General features: G+C 77.5%; 15 protein-coding genes. 4 read left to right on the plus strand and 11 right to left on the minus strand.

The window, feature by feature from the left end; translation table 11 throughout:
* Positions 1-29: 29 nt before the first annotated feature.
* The 6 genes from VGB14_11915 to argC are packed head-to-tail and all read right to left on the minus strand — an operon-like array spanning position 30 to position 6,012.
* Complete coding sequence (locus VGB14_11915) at positions 30-1,286, minus strand: acyl-CoA dehydrogenase family protein (GenBank protein ID HEX9993624.1); 1,257 nt, start codon at positions 1,284-1,286, stop codon at positions 30-32.
* Between the two features lie 20 nt (positions 1,287-1,306).
* On the minus strand, positions 1,307-2,512 hold the full coding sequence (locus tag VGB14_11920) for an argininosuccinate synthase (protein HEX9993625.1): 1,206 nt from the start codon (positions 2,510-2,512) through the stop codon (positions 1,307-1,309).
* Entirely contained in the window at positions 2,509-2,991 is a 483-nt protein-coding gene (argR, locus tag VGB14_11925) for an arginine repressor (protein HEX9993626.1), read from the minus strand. The genes VGB14_11920 and argR overlap by 4 nt, the downstream gene beginning before the upstream one ends.
* Positions 2,982-4,184 (minus strand): acetylornithine transaminase, encoded by a 1,203-nt coding sequence (locus tag VGB14_11930; protein ID HEX9993627.1) that lies wholly within the window; start codon positions 4,182-4,184, stop codon positions 2,982-2,984. The genes argR and VGB14_11930 overlap by 10 nt, the downstream gene beginning before the upstream one ends.
* A complete protein-coding gene (argB, locus tag VGB14_11935; protein ID HEX9993628.1) occupies positions 4,181-4,978 on the minus strand; it encodes an acetylglutamate kinase in 798 nt (265 codons plus the stop codon). Before argB ends, VGB14_11930 begins: the two co-directional genes overlap by 4 nt.
* Entirely contained in the window at positions 4,975-6,012 is a 1,038-nt protein-coding gene (argC, locus tag VGB14_11940; GenBank protein HEX9993629.1) for an N-acetyl-gamma-glutamyl-phosphate reductase, read from the minus strand. The genes argB and argC overlap by 4 nt, the downstream gene beginning before the upstream one ends.
* Positions 6,013-6,084: 72 nt before the next feature.
* On the opposite strand from argC, the gene VGB14_11945 reads away from it, so the two are divergent.
* Positions 6,085-6,588, plus strand: a complete 504-nt coding sequence (locus VGB14_11945; GenBank protein HEX9993630.1) for a GNAT family N-acetyltransferase — start codon at positions 6,085-6,087, stop codon at positions 6,586-6,588.
* A 6-nt stretch (positions 6,589-6,594) separates the two neighbouring features.
* On the opposite strand, the gene VGB14_11950 is transcribed toward VGB14_11945, so the two are convergent.
* The 3 genes from VGB14_11950 to VGB14_11960 are packed head-to-tail and all read right to left on the minus strand — an operon-like array spanning position 6,595 to position 9,160.
* Positions 6,595-7,170, minus strand: coding sequence for a MarC family protein (locus VGB14_11950; protein HEX9993631.1), 576 nt, complete (start codon positions 7,168-7,170; stop codon positions 6,595-6,597).
* Positions 7,167-8,294: a hypothetical protein gene (locus VGB14_11955; GenBank protein ID HEX9993632.1), complete on the minus strand. Its 1,128-nt coding sequence runs from the start codon at positions 8,292-8,294 to the stop codon at positions 7,167-7,169. The genes VGB14_11950 and VGB14_11955 overlap by 4 nt, the downstream gene beginning before the upstream one ends.
* Positions 8,291-9,160, minus strand: coding sequence for an ROK family protein (locus tag VGB14_11960; protein ID HEX9993633.1), 870 nt, complete (start codon positions 9,158-9,160; stop codon positions 8,291-8,293). The genes VGB14_11955 and VGB14_11960 overlap by 4 nt, the downstream gene beginning before the upstream one ends.
* Before the next feature lie 130 nt (positions 9,161-9,290).
* Between VGB14_11960 and VGB14_11965 the strand changes: the two genes are divergently transcribed.
* Genes VGB14_11965 through VGB14_11975 form a run of 3 tightly spaced genes read left to right on the plus strand, consistent with a single transcriptional unit; the run spans position 9,291 to position 13,806 of the window.
* Positions 9,291-10,265: a MoxR family ATPase gene (locus VGB14_11965; protein ID HEX9993634.1), complete on the plus strand. Its 975-nt coding sequence runs from the start codon at positions 9,291-9,293 to the stop codon at positions 10,263-10,265.
* Between the two features lie 11 nt (positions 10,266-10,276).
* Positions 10,277-11,488 (plus strand): DUF58 domain-containing protein, encoded by a 1,212-nt coding sequence (locus VGB14_11970; protein ID HEX9993635.1) that lies wholly within the window; start codon positions 10,277-10,279, stop codon positions 11,486-11,488.
* Entirely contained in the window at positions 11,485-13,806 is a 2,322-nt protein-coding gene (locus VGB14_11975) for a DUF3488 and transglutaminase-like domain-containing protein (GenBank protein ID HEX9993636.1), read from the plus strand. The genes VGB14_11970 and VGB14_11975 overlap by 4 nt, the downstream gene beginning before the upstream one ends.
* Positions 13,807-14,280: 474 nt before the next feature.
* On the opposite strand, the gene VGB14_11980 is transcribed toward VGB14_11975, so the two are convergent.
* Both VGB14_11980 and VGB14_11985 read right to left on the minus strand, forming a co-directional pair.
* A complete protein-coding gene (locus VGB14_11980) occupies positions 14,281-14,658 on the minus strand; it encodes a DUF3040 domain-containing protein (GenBank protein ID HEX9993637.1) in 378 nt (125 codons plus the stop codon).
* An 89-nt stretch (positions 14,659-14,747) separates the two neighbouring features.
* Positions 14,748-16,019, minus strand: coding sequence for a DNA polymerase IV (locus VGB14_11985; GenBank protein HEX9993638.1), 1,272 nt, complete (start codon positions 16,017-16,019; stop codon positions 14,748-14,750).
* Positions 16,020-16,374 lie beyond the last annotated feature (355 nt).

Consider the following 16,374-nt stretch of genomic DNA (forward strand, 5'->3'; position numbering starts at 1 on the left):
CGCCGCCGCCCGCCACGCCCAGGCGACGGTCAGGCCGGGGCGGTCCGGGTGGCGCGCCACGGTCCCGCGTCCGCCCTCGGCTCCTTCGGCAGCCCGAGCACGAGCTCGCCCACGATGTTGCGCTGCACCTGCGACGTGCCCGCGTAGATGGTGCCGGCCCTCGCGTTGAGGAAGGTGCCGACCCAGGAGGCGCTGTCGTTCGGGGCGCCGGGGTCGTCGACCTGGAAGGCGCTGGTCGGCGCCCGCCCGGACGGCACGGTGGCGTCGGCGCCGAGCACGTCGACGGCCAGCTCGGTGACGGCCTGGTGGTACTCGCTCCAGAACAGCTTGGAGATCGACGCGTCCGGCCCGGGGTGCTGCCCGGCGAGGAACCGGGTGAGGGCCCGGAGGCCGAGGAAGCGCATGACCTCGACCTTCGAGTGGCACCAGGCCAGGCGCTGGCGGATGACCGGGTCGCCGGCCAGGCCCCGCTCCCGTACGAGGGCGACGAGCCGGTCGAGCTCGCCCCTGAACAGGATGGGCGTGGTGGCGGCGGCCTCGCCCCGCTCGTAGCCGAGGAGGGTCATGGCGACGGCCCAGCCGCCGTCCACCTCGCCGACCACGTGCTCCCTCGCCGTGCGGGCGCCGGTGAAGAAGACCTCGTTGAACTCCGACGGCCCCGACATCATGCGGATGGGGCGGACCTCCACGCCGGGCTGGTCCATCGGCACCAGCAGGAACGTGATCCCGCGGTGCTTCGGCGCGTCCGGGTCCGTCCTCGCCAGCACGAAGATCCAGTTGGCCAGGTGGCCGGCCGAGGTCCAGATCTTCTGCCCGTCGACCACCCACTCGTCGCCGTCGAGCACGGCCCGGCAGCCGAGGTTGGCGAGGTCGGACCCGGCGTCCGGCTCCGAGTAGCCCTGGCACCACCGGTCCTCGCCCGACAGGATCCGGGGCAGGAAGTGGCGCTTCTGCTCCTCGGTCCCCCACCGCAGCAGCGTGTTGCCGACCATCTGGATGCCGAAGACGTCGTTCGGCCCGCCCGTCGGCACGCCCGCCTTGGCGAACTCCTCGGCCGTCACCACCTGCTCCAGCGCCGTCAGCCCGGCACCGCCGTAGGCCTGCGGCCACGAGGGGGCGAGCAGCCCGTTGCCGGCCAGCACCCGGCGCCACGACTCGCGGAAGGCCGGCACCTCGTCGGGCGGGAGCGCGCCCATCCCCTGCCACCCGGGCGGCAGGTGCTCGGCGAGGAACGCCTGGATCTTCTCCCGGTGGGCCTCGGCCTCGGGCGGGTACGTCGGGTCCACCGGGCGAGCGTAGGCGACCCCTACGACGGGCGGCCGTGCACGGCGGCCCACGTCCGCACGGGCAGCCCCCACAGCGCGGTGAAGGCGCCGCCGGCGGCCTGGTCGAAGCGGTCGTCGTCCCCGTAGGTGGCGAGCGCCGGCTGGTAGAGCGCGTTCGGCGACCGGCGGCCGGTCACCCGCACGTGGCCGGGGCCGGCCGTCAGCCGCACCTCGCCGGTCACCACCTGCTGGGTCTCGGCCACGAACGCGTCGAGGGCGGCCCGCAGCGGCGAGTACCAGAGGCCGTCGTACACGAGCTCGGCGTAGCGCACCTCGAGCCTGGCCTTCTCGTGGAGCACCTCCCGGTCGAGCACGAGGTCCTCGAGGTCGCGGTGGGCGGTGATCAGCGCCAGCGCGCCCGGCACCTCGTAGACCTCGCGGCTCTTGATGCCGACGCGGCGGTTCTCCAGCATGTCGACCCGGCCGTAGCCGACGGCGCCGGCCACCCGGTTGAGCCGCTCGACGGCACCGGCCAGGTCGCACGGCTCGCCGTCGACGGCCACCGGCACCCCGCGCTCGAAGGCGACGACGACGTCGACCGGCGCGCCGGTGACCGAGCCGGGCGCCGCCGTCCAGGCGAAGGCGTCCTCGGGCGGCGCCACCCACGGGTCCTCCAGCGCCCCCGCTTCGATGGTGCGCCCCCACAGGTTCTGGTCGACCGAGTACGGCGACCGCTGCGAGATCCAGCCGAGGTCGAGGCCGTGGTCGCCGGCGTAGGCGATCGCCTCGGGGCGGCTGGCGTGCCAGTCCCGCACCGGGGCCAGCACCCGCAGGTCGGGGGCCAGCGCCCCGCAGCTGACCTCGAAGCGCACCTGGTCGTTGCCCTTGCCCGTGCAGCCGTGGGCGACCGCCCCCGCGCCCCGCCGCCTGGCCTCCTCGACGAGCAGGCGGGCGATCAGCGGCCGGGACAGCGAGGAGACGAGCGGGTACTTGCCCTCGTACAGGGCGTTGGCGGCCAGCGCGGGGGCGAGCATCTCGGCCGCGAATCGCCCGGTGGCGTCGACGACGACGGCGTCCACCGCGCCGGCCGCCATCGCCCGCTTGGCCAGCGCCTCCAGGTCCTCGCCCTGGCCGACGTCGGCGAGGAGGGCGACGACGTCCCAGCCGTCCTCGTTGGTCAGGCGGTGGACGGCGACGGTGGTGTCGAGGCCGCCGGAGTAGGCCAGCACCACGAGGCGGTCGTTCATGTCGTCTCCCTCACGGGTCGTCGGTCGATCAGGTCCTGGAGGCGGCGGGCGACGGCCTTCGCCGGCGTCCGCTCGGCGCACACGACGAGGACGGTGTCGTCGCCCGCCACCGTCCCGACGATGGCCGGGAGGCGGGCCCGGTCGAGCGCCGACGCGAGGACGTTGGCGTGCCCGGGCGGCGTGCGGATCACGAGGAGGTTCCCGGTCGGGACCATCGACACCATGGCGAGGTCCAGCGCCCGGCGGACCTCCTCGAGCCCGGCCGGCGGCCCGCCGGCGTCGGGCAGGGCGTAGACGAGGCGGCCGTCCCCGGCCCGCACCTTCACGGCCCCGATCTCGACCAGGTCGCGGCTGAGCGTGGCCTGGGTGGCCTCGTAGCCCTCCTCGGCCAGCAGGTCGCGCAGCTCGGCCTGGCTGGTCACCGTGGCCCGGCGGAGCAGCTCGGCGAGGGCCCGCTGCCGGGCCGGCTTCAGCGACACACGCCCACCTCCACGAGCGCCGCGCCCAGGCGGGCGAGCGCCTCGTCCACCTCGGCCGCGGTGACGACGAGCGGCGGCGCCAGCCGGACGGCCGTCGCCGTGACCGCGTTGACGACCACGCCGTGGGCCAGGGCGGCGATGGCGACGTCGGCGGCCGGCACCGACCCGGCACCGAGGTCGAGCGCCCACCACAGCCCGAGCCCGCGCGCCAGGGCGCCGCCGCCGGCCCGGTCGGCCAGCGCCACGAGGCCGTCGCCGAGCCGGCGGCCGACGGCCTCGACGTGGCCGTCCCGGAGTCGCGGCTCGACCACGTCGAGCACGGCCAGCGCCGCCGCGCAGGCCACCGGGCCGCCGGCGAACGTCGACCCGTGGTCGCCGGGCACGAGCACGGCGGCGACGTCCTCGTCGGCGATCGTCGCCCCCACCGGCAGCCCGTTGCCGAGCGCCTTGGCCAGGGTGACGACGTCGGGCCGCACGCCCTCGTGCTCGGCGGCGAAGAACCGGCCGGTGCGCCCGACGCCGGACTGCACCTCGTCCAGCACGAGCAGGGCGCCGGCCGCGGCGGTGATCTCCCTGGCGGCGGCGAGGTAGCCGGGCGGCGGGACGACCACGCCGGCCTCGCCCTGCACCGGCTCGAGCAGGACGGCCGCCGTGCCCGGGCCGACGGCGGCGGCGAGGGCGTCGGCGTCGCCGTAGGGCACGTGGGCGAAGCCGGGCGGCAGCGGGCCGAACGGGTCGCGGATGGCCGGCTTGCCCGTCGCCGCGAGGGCGCCGAGCGTGCGGCCGTGGAAGCCGCCGTCGGCGGCGACGATGCCGGTCGCCCCCTTCGTCACCGAGCCCCACCGGCGGGCCAGCTTGATGGCCGCCTCGTTGGCCTCGGCGCCCGAGCTCGACAGGAACACGCGGGCCCGGCCGCCGAAGCGGGCGACCAGGCGCTCGGCCAGGGCGACGGCCGGCTCGGTGGCGAACAGGTTCGACGTGTGGCCGAGCGCGCCCACCTGGGCGGTGACGGCGGCGACTACGGCCGGGTGGGCGTGGCCGGCGGCGACGACGGCGATGCCGCTCAGGAAGTCGAGGTGCTCGCGGCCGTCGGCGTCCCACAGCCGGACGCCCTCGCCCCGCACGAACTCGGCCGGCGGGCGGCGGTAGGTCGGCCACAGCACGGCCTGGGCCCGGTCGATCACCGACGTCACGGCCCCGGCTCCACGGTGGTCCCCGACGTGCCGGCCACCGCGTCGAGCAGGGCGTGGGGCGGCCGGCCGTCGACGATCCTCGCCACGCCGACGCCGCCCCGCACGGCGGTGACCGCGGCCCGCACCTTGGGCACCATCCCGCCGGCCAGCCGCCCGGCCGCCAGCCGGGCCTCGAGGTCGGCCGCCGTCACCCGCCCGACGACGGTGGACGGGTCGGCCGGGTCGTCGAGCAGGCCGGGCACGTCGGTCATGAGCACGAGCGCCGCCGCGCCGACCTCGACGGCGACGGCGGCGGCGACCGAGTCGGCGTTCACGTTCCAGGGACCGCCGCCCGGCCCGGCCGCCACCGGCGCGACGACCGGCACCATGCCGGCACCGGTCACGGCCCGCAGGGCGGTCGGGTCGACCGTGTCGACGTCGCCGACGAAGCCCAGGTCCCGCCCGGCCGGGTCGACCCGGGGCCGGGCCTGCACGAGGAGGCCGTCCTGGCCGGAGAGGCCGACGGCCAGCCGGCCCCGCCGGTTGAGCGCGCCGACCAGGGACTGGTTGACCTTGCCGACGAGCACCATGCGGACGACCTCCACGGCCGCCGCGTCGGTCACCCGGTGGCCGTCGACGAACACCGGCTCGGTGCCGAGCGCCCGCATGGCCCGCGACACCTCCGGCCCGCCGCCGTGCACGACGACGACCTCGACCCCCCTCGCGTGGAGGTGGGCGACGTCGTCGGCCAGGTCGTCGACCTGGCCGCCGTCGAGGGCGGCGCCGCCCCACTTCACGACCACCGTGCCGGTCACGGGCCCGGCGCCAGGTGGTCGAGGCCGGCCGTCTCGGGGAGCCCGACGGCCAGGTTGGCGCACTGCACGGCCTGGCCGGCGGCGCCCTTGCCGAGGTTGTCGATCGCCGCCGCCACCACGAGCCGCCCGGCCCTGGCGTCGACGGTGGCGCCGACGAGGGCCCGGTTCGTCCCGGCCACCGACCGCGTCGCCGGCCAGGTGCCGGCGGGGAGCGGGTCGACGAACGGCTCGGACGCGTAGGCGGCGCGGTAGCAGGCGTCGACGGCGGCCTGGTCGGCGCCGTCGACCAGGGTGGCGTAGCAGGTGACCAGCTCGCCCCTCGTCATCGGCACGAGGTGGGGGGTGAACGTGACGACGAGCGGGCGGCCGGCCACCCGCGACAGCTCCTGCTCGATCTCCGGGGTGTGCCGGTGCGACGGGGCGCCGTACGGGCGGACGCTCTCGTTGGCCTGGGCGAACAGGGTGGCGTCGGCCGGCGACCGCCCGGCGCCCGACACGCCGGACTTGGCGTCCACGACGATGCCGTCCGGCGCCACCAGCCCGGCGGCCAGCGCCGGCGCGAGGGCGAGGACGGCGGCCGTCGGGTAGCAGCCGGGCACGGCCACCTTCCTCGCCCCCCGCAGCTCGTCCCGGTGGAGCTCGGGCAGGCCGTAGGCCCACGCCCCGAGCTCGCCCGGCGCCGGGTGGTCGGCGCCGTACCAGGCCGGGTAGGCGGCCGGGTCGAGCAGGCGGAAGTCGGCCGACAGGTCGCACACCACGGCGCCGGCCGCCGCGGCGGCGAGGGCCACCCCGGCCGACTCGCCGTGAGGCAGCGCGCAGAACACCACGTCGGCGCCCTCGTCGAGCGCCTCGTCGGTGGCCCGGAAGGCGAGGTCGCCGTAGGCCGGGGCGAGCCCCGGGTAGCGGTCGGCCACCGCCGTGCCGGCCGCGGACGCGGCCGCGGCCCACGCCACGTGCAGGTCCGGGTGGGCGGCGAGCAGGCGGAGCAGCTCGGCGCCGGCGTACCCGGACGCCCCGACGACGCCGACGCTCATGGCCACGAGCGGAGAGTATGCATCCTGTTACTGTATCTATGCAAGCTGAGTCTGTCATGAGCTAGCGATTTAATGCATGTCTATGCGACGATGGCCGCCATGCACGTGCGCAGGGGGACCGACGCCGACGCCCACGCCGCCGCCACCGTGGCCGAGCGCGTGCTGCGCGAGCACGGCCTCCCGTTCGACCCGCTGGGCGCCGACGCCGACCTCCTCCGACCCGAGGCGTCGTTCCACTCGTTCTTCGTCGCCGTCGACGGCGACCGGGTGGTCGGCACGGCCGCCCTCGCCGTGCACGACGACGGCTGCGGCGAGCTGCGGAAGCTGTTCCTCCTGTCCGACTGCCGCGGCGCCGGCGTGGGCCGGGGCCTGCTCGACGCCGTGCTCGACGCCGCCCGCTCCGCCGGCCTCCGGCAGGTGCGCCTGCTGACCAGGGACCGCTACGACCGGGCCATCCGCCTGTACGAGCGGTCCGGCTTCCGCCCGGACGGCGCCGGCCGCCACCGCCGCGACGGCGGCCTCGGCCCGGCCTACGTCGTCGACCTCGCCCCGACCCCGGCCTGCACCGTCGCCTGACCGGCCTCAGACGCCGAGCACGCCGTCGACCGCCAGCTCGACGGCGGCGGCGACGGCCCCGGCGGCCACCAGCCGGGCGGCCAGCGGCGGGGCCCACGGGTGGCGGGCGCCCACCCGGTCGAGGGCGGCGGCCAGGACGACCGTGGCGGCGGCGGCGAGGGCGACGGCGACGACCGCGGTGGCCGTCCCCCACCGCCCGGCCAGGGCCACGGCCACGGCGAGCGGCCCGGGCCCGGCCAGCACCGGGAGGGTGAGGGGCACGACCAGCCCGCGGCGGGGCCGGGCGGCCGCGCCGTCGGCGACCACGTCGCCCCACGACCCCTCCACGAGCACGAGCACGGCGCCCACGGCGACGAGCGCGCCGGCCGAGATCTGGGTGCTGGGGACGCCGACGTCCAGCGCGTCGCGGACCGGCCCCGACACGGCGGCCGCCCCGGCCAGCAGCGCGGCGGCCAGCGCGCCGGCCCCGACGAGGAGCCGGCGCCGGCCGTCGCCCCCCGGGGCCAGCCGGCCCGTGACGGCCACCGCCGCCGCCCCGTTCATCACCAGGGCGAGCACGACCGCCGCCCGCACGACCGTCACCCCGGCGCCTCGAGGGCGTCGGCGGTGGCCAGCAGGCCGGCGACGGCGTGCTGCTGGTCGTCGTTCCTCGTCACCCCGCCCGTCACCCAGGCCCCGTCCTCCTCCACCGGGCCGCCGGCTGTCTGGCGGTCGACGAGCAGGCCGGCGCCGCACGCGGCGGTGGCGAGCAAAGCGGGCGCGAGGTCGGCCAGGCGGGGCTCGGCCCGGGCCAGCCGCCACAGCGCGGCCTCGCCCTCGACCCACGTGCCGAGCGCGGCGGCCCGGCGGGGCGGGCCGTGCAGCACCGACGCCGGGCCGGACGGGCGCTGGCGGGCCTGGGACCGCACGAGCAGGTCGAAGCGCCCGTGCAGCAGCCGGGCGTAGTCCAGCCACGCGTCGGGCAACGGCCCGGCGGCCGCCAGCTCGGCCAGCGCGTACGCGCCCCAGTGGTCGTTGAGCGGCGGGAACTCGACCGCCTCGACGTCGTCGCGGCGCAGGGCGACGTAGGCCGCGCCCCGGCGGGCCGGCCCGTCCCATCCCTCGCCCGGGAAGGCGGCGGCCAGGCGGGCCAGGGCCCACGTCGCCTCGCCCGGGTAGTAGCGCGAGGTGCCCGGCTGGGGCCGGTCGGCGCCGAGGTCCCAGCCGAGCGGCCAGCCGCCGTCGTCGCGCTGGAGGGCGACGAGGAACGAGCCCAGGTCGCGCAGCAGCCCGTCGTCGGACCGGTCGCCGGTCGCCGCCCGCCGCTCGGCCAGGGCGGCCACGGCCAGGGCGGTGGCGCCGAGCGGGGCGAACGCCCCGTCCTCCACCGCGGCCCACCCGTGCCGGTCGCTCACCCGCTCCCGCAGCCAGTCGAGGCCGCGGTCGCCGTCCTCCACGAGCCCGGCGCGGTACAGGGCCAGGGTGACCCCGGCGTGGCGCACGACGTTGTAGGCGGGGCCGGCCCCCTCCCCGACGTGCCACTCGTAGAGGTAGGAGCCGTCCGGCCTCGTGTTGGCGGCGATCCACGCCGCGCCGGCGGCCGCCGCCGCCCGCAGCCGGGCCGGGGTCGGGGCGGCACCGCAGTCCTCGGGCGCGGCGACCGTCAGCCGCAGCGCGCCGGCCACCAGCGCCCAGGCGACGAGCAGCCGGGCCAGCGCTGGCGTCATCCGCCGAGCACGGCCAGGCCGGTGCCCCGCCAGCCGACGGCGGCCGCGCCCACCAGCGGCCCGGCGTCGCCCAGCCCGGCCGGCACGATGCGGGCGCCGGCCGAGAAGTCGAGGCGGCTGCGGGCGTCCAGCTCGGCCTGGGCGGCGGCGAAGAACGGCTCGCCGAACCCGAGCGCCACCGACCCGGCGACGACGGCGAGGCGCAGGTCGAGCAGGTTGGCCACCGAGGCCACGGCCCGCCCGACCAGCGTGCCCGTGCGCACGGCCACCTCGGGCCCGGCCTCGCTGGCCGGCCGGCCGGTGGCGCCGAGGATCCCGGTGCCCGACGCCTCGGCCTCGAGGCACCCCCTCGCCCCGCAGCCGCACACCCGCCCGTCGGGCTCGACGATCACGTGCCCGATGTGGCCGGCGTTGCCGCCGGCCCCGTCGAGCAGGCGGCCGTCGAGCACGATGCCGCCGCCCACGCCCGTCGACACGACCATGGCGATGAAGTGGCGCTCGCCCCTGGCGGCGCCCCGCCACCCCTCGCCGAGGGCCAGCGCCTTGGCGTCGTTGTCGACGTGGGTGGGCAGGGCCACGGCGTCGGCCAGCCGGCGGCGCAGCGGGAAGCCCCGCCAGGCCGGGATGTTGAGCGGCGACACGGTCTCGCCCCCGGGGGTCATCGGCCCGCCCGTGCCCACGCCGCACACGACCTCGTCGCCGGCCCGGACGGCGCCGACGACGGCGAGGAGGGCGGCGAACAGGGCCTCGGGATCGGTGCCCCTCGGCGTCGGCGCGGCCGCCCGCCGGAGCAGGGCGCCGTCCTCGTCGACCACGCCGGCCGCCAGCTTCGTGCCGCCGATGTCGACGGCGAGGACGGTCGGCACGGGCGAACCGTACCCGCCCCCCCGTCGGCGGTCGGGCGCCGTAGGCTTGTCGGGCACCGACAGCGCCGGTCGGGCCAGTCCGTCCCCCGAACGCCCGCCACGCCGGCACCAGAGAAAGGACGCGCCACCTGTGGCGAGGCAGGAGACGGCCACGCTGCCGAGGACGTTCTCGGACCTCTTCGGCGCCGTCGCCGACAACATCGAACGGGTGATCCAGGGCAAGCGGGACGTGATCGAGCTCGTCCTGCTCTGCATGGTCGCCGAGGGCCACCTGCTGATCGAGGACGTGCCCGGCGTCGGCAAGACGAGCCTCGCCAAGGCGCTCGCCACGTCGGTCGACTGCTCGTGGGGGCGGGTGCAGTTCACCCCCGACCTGTTGCCGTCCGACGTCATCGGCGTCACCGTGTGGAACCGGGCGAACGGCGAGTTCGAGTTCCGGCCCGGCCCGGTGTTCGCCAACATCGTGCTCGGCGACGAGATCAACCGGGCGTCGCCGAAGACCCAGTCGGCCCTGCTCGAGGCCATGCAGGAGCGCCAGGTGACCGTGGAGCGGGCGACCTACCCGCTGCCCCCGCCGTTCATGGTCATCGCCACCCAGAACCCGATCGAGCACGAGGGCACCTACCCGCTGCCCGAGAGCCAGCTCGACCGGTTCCTCATGCGGATCTCGGTCGGGTACCCGCAGCGGGACGCCGAGATCGAGGTGCTCGACACCCACGGCGACCACGACACGCTCGTCGACATCGGCCCGGTCGTCACCGGCGAGGACGTGCAGGGGATGGCCGACGTCGTGCGGACCGTCCACGTGGCGCCCGCGCTGAAGGGCTACCTGGTCGACCTGGCCGACGCCACCCGCCGGCACCCTGCCCTCGCGCTCGGCATGTCGCCGCGGGCCACGCTCAGCGTGCTGCGGGTGGGACGGGCGAGGGCGGCCGCCGGCGGGCGCAACTACGTGGTGCCCGACGACCTCAAGGCGGTGGCCGAGCCGGTGCTGGCCCACCGCCTGCTGGTGACCCCGGAGGCCCAGCTCCAGGGGACGACCGCCAACGACGTGCTGCGGGACGTGCTGCGGTCGGTGCCCGTGCCCAGCGGCCGGACGGCCTAGGCGGCCACGCCGTGCTGACGAGGACCGGCTGGCTCCTGGCCGGCGGGGCGCTGGTCGCGCTCGTCGTCGGGCGCCTGCTCGGCGCGCCGGAGCTGTTCGTCGCCGGCACGGTCGGCGCCGGGCTCGTGGTGCTGGCCGCCGTCCGGGTCGGCCTCGCCCGCCTGCGCCTCGAGGTCGCCAGGGAGCTGCACCCGCCGCGGGTGCACGCCGGCACGCCGTCGCGGGTCGAGCTCCAGGTGCGCAACGCCGGCGGCCGGCGCACGCCCGTCCTCCACCTCAGGGACCCGGTGACGGGCACGGCCGGCGCCGACCTGCTCCTCGCCCCGCTGCGGCCCGGCGAGTCGGCGAGGGCCGCGTACCGGCTGCCGACCGAGCGCCGGGGGGTGCTCACCGTCGGCCCGCTCGACGTGGTCGTCACCGACCCGTTCGGGCTGGCCGCCCTGGCCACGGCGGCGGCCACGGCCACGGAGCTCACCGTCTACCCCCGGGTCGACGACGTCGTCCCGATCCCGTTCACGAGCGGGCACGACCCCCACGCCGGCGCCGAGCACCCGAACGCCCTCGGCCGCACCGGCGAGGACTTCTACGCGCTGCGGCCCTACGTCGTCGGCGACGACCTGCGCCGGGTCCACTGGCCGTCCACCGCCCGCCGGGACGAGCTCCTCGTCCGCCAGGACGAGCTGCCCTGGCAGGGGCGGGCGACCATCCTCCTCGACGTCCGCCGCACCACCCACACGGCCGACTCCCTCGAGCTGGCGGTGTCGGCGGCGGCCAGCGTGGTCACCGCGTCGTGGAACCGGCGCGACCTCGTCCGCCTCGTCACCACCGACGGGACCGACAGCGGGTTCGGCGCCGGCTCGGCCCACGTCGAGGCGATCATGGAGCACCTCGCGACGGTCCCGCCGACCGCCGCCGGCACGCTCAGGGGCGTGCTCGACGCGCTCACCCGCTCCGAGGGCGGCGGCGCGCTCGTGGTGATCCTCGCCGGCGCGCCCGCCGTCGAGCTGCCGGCCGTGGCCCACCTGCGGCGGCGCTTCGGCTCGCTCACCACCGTGCTCTTCGAGCCCTCCTCGTGGGGCAGCCGGTCGGGCGGCCAGGTGCAGCCGTCGCCCGGGGCGGGCAACGTCGTCCGGGTCACCGGCGACCTCGCGTTCGCCGACGCCTGGAACCGGGTCATGCGCCGTCGCCCGGCGCCGCGCGTCACCAAGGCGGTGCCGGTGTGAGCACCCGCCGCCACGACCTCCTCACCCTGGCCGAGCTGGCCGCGCTGGCCATGCCGGTCGCGGCCGTCGCCGGGTTCGCCCGCCTGTTCGACGACGGCGGCGGCTGGGCGGTGCCCTGCCTCGTCGCGCCGCTGATGTCCGCCCTGCTCGCCGCCGTGTGCCGGCGGCGGGGCTGGGGGGTCGGCCGGTCGGCGCTCGTGTCGGCCGTCGGCGCCGCCCTCGTCCTGTCCTGGCTGCTCTACGGCGACACCACCGCCTACGGCATCCCGTGGGCCGGCACGTGGTCTGCCGTCCGGGCCGACCTGGCCGACGCCTGGGCGATGTTCAAGGAGGTCGCCGCGCCCGCGCCGGCCGAGCCCGGGTTCGTGCTGGCCGGCGCAGCCGCCGCCTGGGCCGCCGCCTTCCTCGCCGACTGGGCCGCCTTCCGGCTGTGGACGCCGGTCGAGGCGATCGTGCCGTCGGCCACCCTGTTCGGCTTCACCTGCCTGCTCGGCACCGACCGGCAGCGGACGACCGCCACCGCCGCCTGGCTCGGCGCCGCCCTGCTGTTCGTGCTCGTCCACCGGGTGGCCCGCCAGGAGCGGGGCACGAGCTGGCTGGCGAGCGACCCGAGGGCCGGCGCCCGGTCGCTGATCCTGGTCGGCGGCGGGCTGGCCGGGGTCGCGCTCGTCGCCGGCCTGGTCGTCGGCCCCGCCCTGCCCGGCGCCGCCCGGCCGGCGCTGCTCGACTGGAAGGGCAGCGGCGACGGCGGCGCCCGGGTCACGATCAGCCCGCTCGTCGACATCCGCTCCCGCCTGGTGGCGAGGGAGGACACGGTGGTGTTCACCGTGCGCAGCCCGGCCCGGTCCTACTGGCGGCTGACCGCCCTCGACGAGTTCGACGGCCGCATCTGGTCCTCCGAGCGGGAGTTCGACAAGGCCGACGGCCAGCTGCCCGGCACCGTCGCCGGCGCCGCCGACGAAGAGCGGGTGCGCCAGCAGTTCTCGGTCACCGGCCTCGAGAGCATCTGGGCGCCGGCCGCGTACGCGCCCGTCGCCGTCGACGACGCCACCGCCGACCTCCGCTACGACCCCGAGTCGGCCACCCTGATCGTCGACACGGACCGGCCCACCTCTGACGGCGTCGACTACGTCGTCGAGTCCACCCTGCCGGTGTTCGACCAGGAGGCGCTGGCCTCCGCCAGCGGCCGGGCGCCGGCCGACCTGCTCCGCCGCTACACGGCCCTGCCGCCCGACTTCAGCCCGGTGGCCGCCACCGAGGCCGGCCGGATCGTGAACCGGCTGAACCGGCAGCCGACCCCGTACCAGACGGCGCTGCTGCTCCAGGACTACTTCCGCAACGGCAACTTCACCTACGACCTCCAGGTCCGGCCCGGGCACGACGAGGCGGCCATCGACCGCTTCCTCACCGAGAAGCGGGGCTACTGCGAGCAGTTCGCCGGCACGTACGCGGCGATGGCCCGCTACCTCGGGCTGCCGGCCCGGGTGGCGGTCGGGTTCACGCCGGGCGAGGAGGAGGAGCCCGGCGTGTTCACGGTGCGGGGGCTGAACGCGCACGCCTGGCCCGAGGTGTACTTCGTCGGGATCGGGTGGGTGCCGTTCGAGCCGACCCCGGGCCGGGGCGCACCGGGCGCCGAGGTGTGGACGGGCGTGCCCGAGCAGCAGGCCGATCCCCAGGACCCGGCCAGCGCCACGACGACCACGCCGACCACGACCGGCGGGCCGACCACGAGCATCGCCAGGGACCTCCTGCCCGACGAGTCCTTCGGGGACGGCAGCACGTCGAGCCCGACCCCGCTGGCCGACGCCGCGCCCTCTCTCGTCGACCGGGTGTGGTCGTGGGCCCGGTGGGTGGTGCTGGCCGTGGTGCTGGGCGCCCTGCTGTGGGCCGTCGTCGTGCCGCTGGCCCGGGCGGTGCGCACGCGGGTCCGCCGGCGGCGGGCGGGCACGGCCAGCGAGCAGGTGCTGGCGGCGTGGCAGGCGGCCGAGGAGCGGCTGACGATGCTCGGCGTGCGGGCCAGGCCGGCCGAGACCCACCGGGAGTTCGCGGCGCGGGCGGCCGGCACCCTGCGGCGGGACGGGGCGGACCACCTGACGACCCTGGCGTCGCTGGCCACGGCGGCGGACTTCGCCCCGGGCGGGGCGACCGACGAGCAGGCCGAGGAGGCCGACGCCGTCGGCCGCCGCCTGGTCGGCGAGGTCGACGAGCAGGCCGGCCGGGGCCGGCGCTGGCGCTGGTGGCTCGACCCCCGGCCGCTCCTCCCCGACCGCCGCCCCCGCCTCCGCATCGCCGACCGCTCCGCCACCCACGCGGCCTGACCCCGGCGGCGGACGGTCGCCGGCGGGCGGGAGGCCGCGACCAGCCGACGGCGGCGGGCCGGGCGGGACGTCGACACCAGCCGACGACCGCGGCCGGGCGGGACGTCGACGCCAGCCGACGGGGGGCCGCCCGGCCGGACGTCGCTCGGGCCGGGCGCGAGGCCGGGCGCCGCCATCGCGGCGGGAGGCCCAGGCCAGCCGACGGAGCGTCGCCGCCCCTCCGTTGCTCGTCCGTCAGGCGTCCGGTGCGTCGCTCGCGGTCGGGGCGGCCGCTCGGGCGTCAGGAGTCCGGTGCGTCGCTCGCGGTCGGGGCGGCCGCTCGGGCGTCCGGCGCTGACGTCGCCCGCTGGCGCGCCGGGCGGCGGCGGCCGTGCGCCTCGTCGTCAGGTGGCGCGCGCTCCGCGTGGGCGCGACGCGGCGATCATGCAGGAAGGGCGGAGGGACGCGAGGTGCGAGGAGGCGGCGGGGCGGGCGCTACTGGTCGTCGCGGCGGAAGCGCTCGCGCATCTTCTTGCCGGTGCTGCCGAAGTAGTCGCGGAGGCCGGCGGCGCGGAACGACGCCGTCATCTGCTCCATCCCGGCTCTGCCGAGGCGGCGGGCGTTGCGCTCGAAGACCAGGGCCGAGGCCAGCATGACGAGGAAGCCGCCGAAGGCGATGCCGAACCAGACGGCGAGGCCCCAGATCATGATGACGACCCCGGCGAGGAAGCCGGCGGTCGCCCACTTCAGGTTCCGGAAGGCGTGGGTGAAGACCGTGGTCGAGCCGACTTCGCGCGCGAACGCCGGGTCGCTCTCGTAGAACTGCTGCTCGATCTGCTGGAGGATGCGCTGCTCGTCCTCGGAAAGCGGCACGCTTCCTACCCCTCACGCCTCGGAGAGTCCGGGCCGGCACCCGGGTCCGGTCATCTTCCCACGATCCCTCGGCACCAACAACGCGGACCTTAGCGTCGTGCATTCCCGGTCGGGCCCTCGCCCGAACCCGGCCCCCACTGCTGGTCACCGCGCCGCTTGACCCGCAGCCCGTCCGGCCCGACCACCGCCGCTGGCCCGATCGCGGCCGACCCGAAGCGGGAGCGGATGGCGTCGACGGCGCCGCTCGCCTCGTCCCAGCCGGCCTTGGCGGCGTCGTCCAGGGTCAGCTGCCGGGTGCCCCCGTCGGCCAGGCCGCTGACGCTCACGCCGAGCAGCCGCACCCCCTGCGCGGGGTCGATCGAGCCGAGGAGGTCCTTCGCCGCCCTGGCCACCGACGGCCCATCGTCGACCGGCGCGGCGAGGGTGACGGCCCGGGTGATCGTGTGGAAGTCCGAGAAGCGCACCTTGATCTGCACGGTGCGGCCCACCAGGTTGGCCGACCGCAGGCGGGCGGCGACGGCGTCGGCCATCCTGACCGCCTCCCGCCGGAGGGTGTCGAGCTCGTGGTGGTCCGCCGGGAAGGTCTCCTCGTGGCCGACGGACTTCGGGGCGGCGTCGGGCACGACCGGGCGGTCGTCCCTCGCCCAGGACAGGGCGTGCAGGTGGCGGCCGACGGCGTCGCCGAGCGCGGCGACGACGGTGGCGACGGGCAGCGCGGCGAGGTCGGCGACCGTCCGCACGCCGAGCCGCTCCAGCTTGGTCCGGGTGACCGGCCCGACCCCCCACAGGGCGCCGACGGGCAGCGGGTGGAGGAAGGCGACCTCCTCCCCCGGCTCGACCACCTTCACCCCGAGGCCGGGCTCGATGCCCTGGAGGCTGGCCCTCGGCTTGGCCGCCTCGGACGCCAGCTTGGCCAGGTGCTTGTTGGGGGCCACGCCGACCGAGCACGTGAGGCCGAGCTCGGCCTGGACCCGTTCGCGCAGCTGGTGGGCGATCGTCGGCGCCGGGCCGAACAGGCGGATGGCGCCGGTGACGTCGAGGAAGGCCTCGTCGAGCGAGATGCCCTCGACCAGGGGCGTGAACGACCGGAACAGCGCGAAGGCGCGCTCGCTCACCTCCTGGTAGCGCCAGTGGCGCCCGGGGAGGAACACGGCGTGCGGGCAGAGGCGCCGGGCGCGCGTGGACGGCATGGCCGAGTGGACGCCGTAGCGGCGGGCCTCGTACGAGGCGGCCGCCACCACCCCACGGGCGCCGGCCCCGCCGACGACGACGGCCTTGCCCCGCAGCGACGGGTCGTCCAGCACCTCGACGGCGACGTAGAAGGCGTCCATGTCGACGTGCAGGATCGACCGCTCAGCCACCGGCCCCGCACCCGCCCCGCCCCGCCCCGACGGGCGCGCCGCTCGTCACCGGCGGCTCACGACCGCACGACCCGGAGGTCGCGGCGGCCGCCGCCGACCCGGTCGGCCGCCCGCCGGCCCGTCGACCGCCCCGCGACGCGCCCGCCGGCGTGCCGCTCGGCCCGGCCCGTCGACCCCGATCGGATGCGCCCGGGCCGGCCCGTCGACCGCCCCGCGACGCGTCCGGGCCGGTCCGTCGACCGGCCGGCGAAGCGTCCGCGGGCGCGCCGCTCGGCCCGGCCCGTCGACCGCCCCGCGACGCGCCCGGGCCGGTCCGTCGACCGACCGGCGAAGCGTCCGCGGGCGCGCCGCTCGG

The sequence above is a fragment of the Acidimicrobiales bacterium genome, from assembly GCA_036399815.1.
In the GTDB taxonomy this organism is placed as follows: domain Bacteria; phylum Actinomycetota; class Acidimicrobiia; order Acidimicrobiales; family DASWMK01; genus DASWMK01.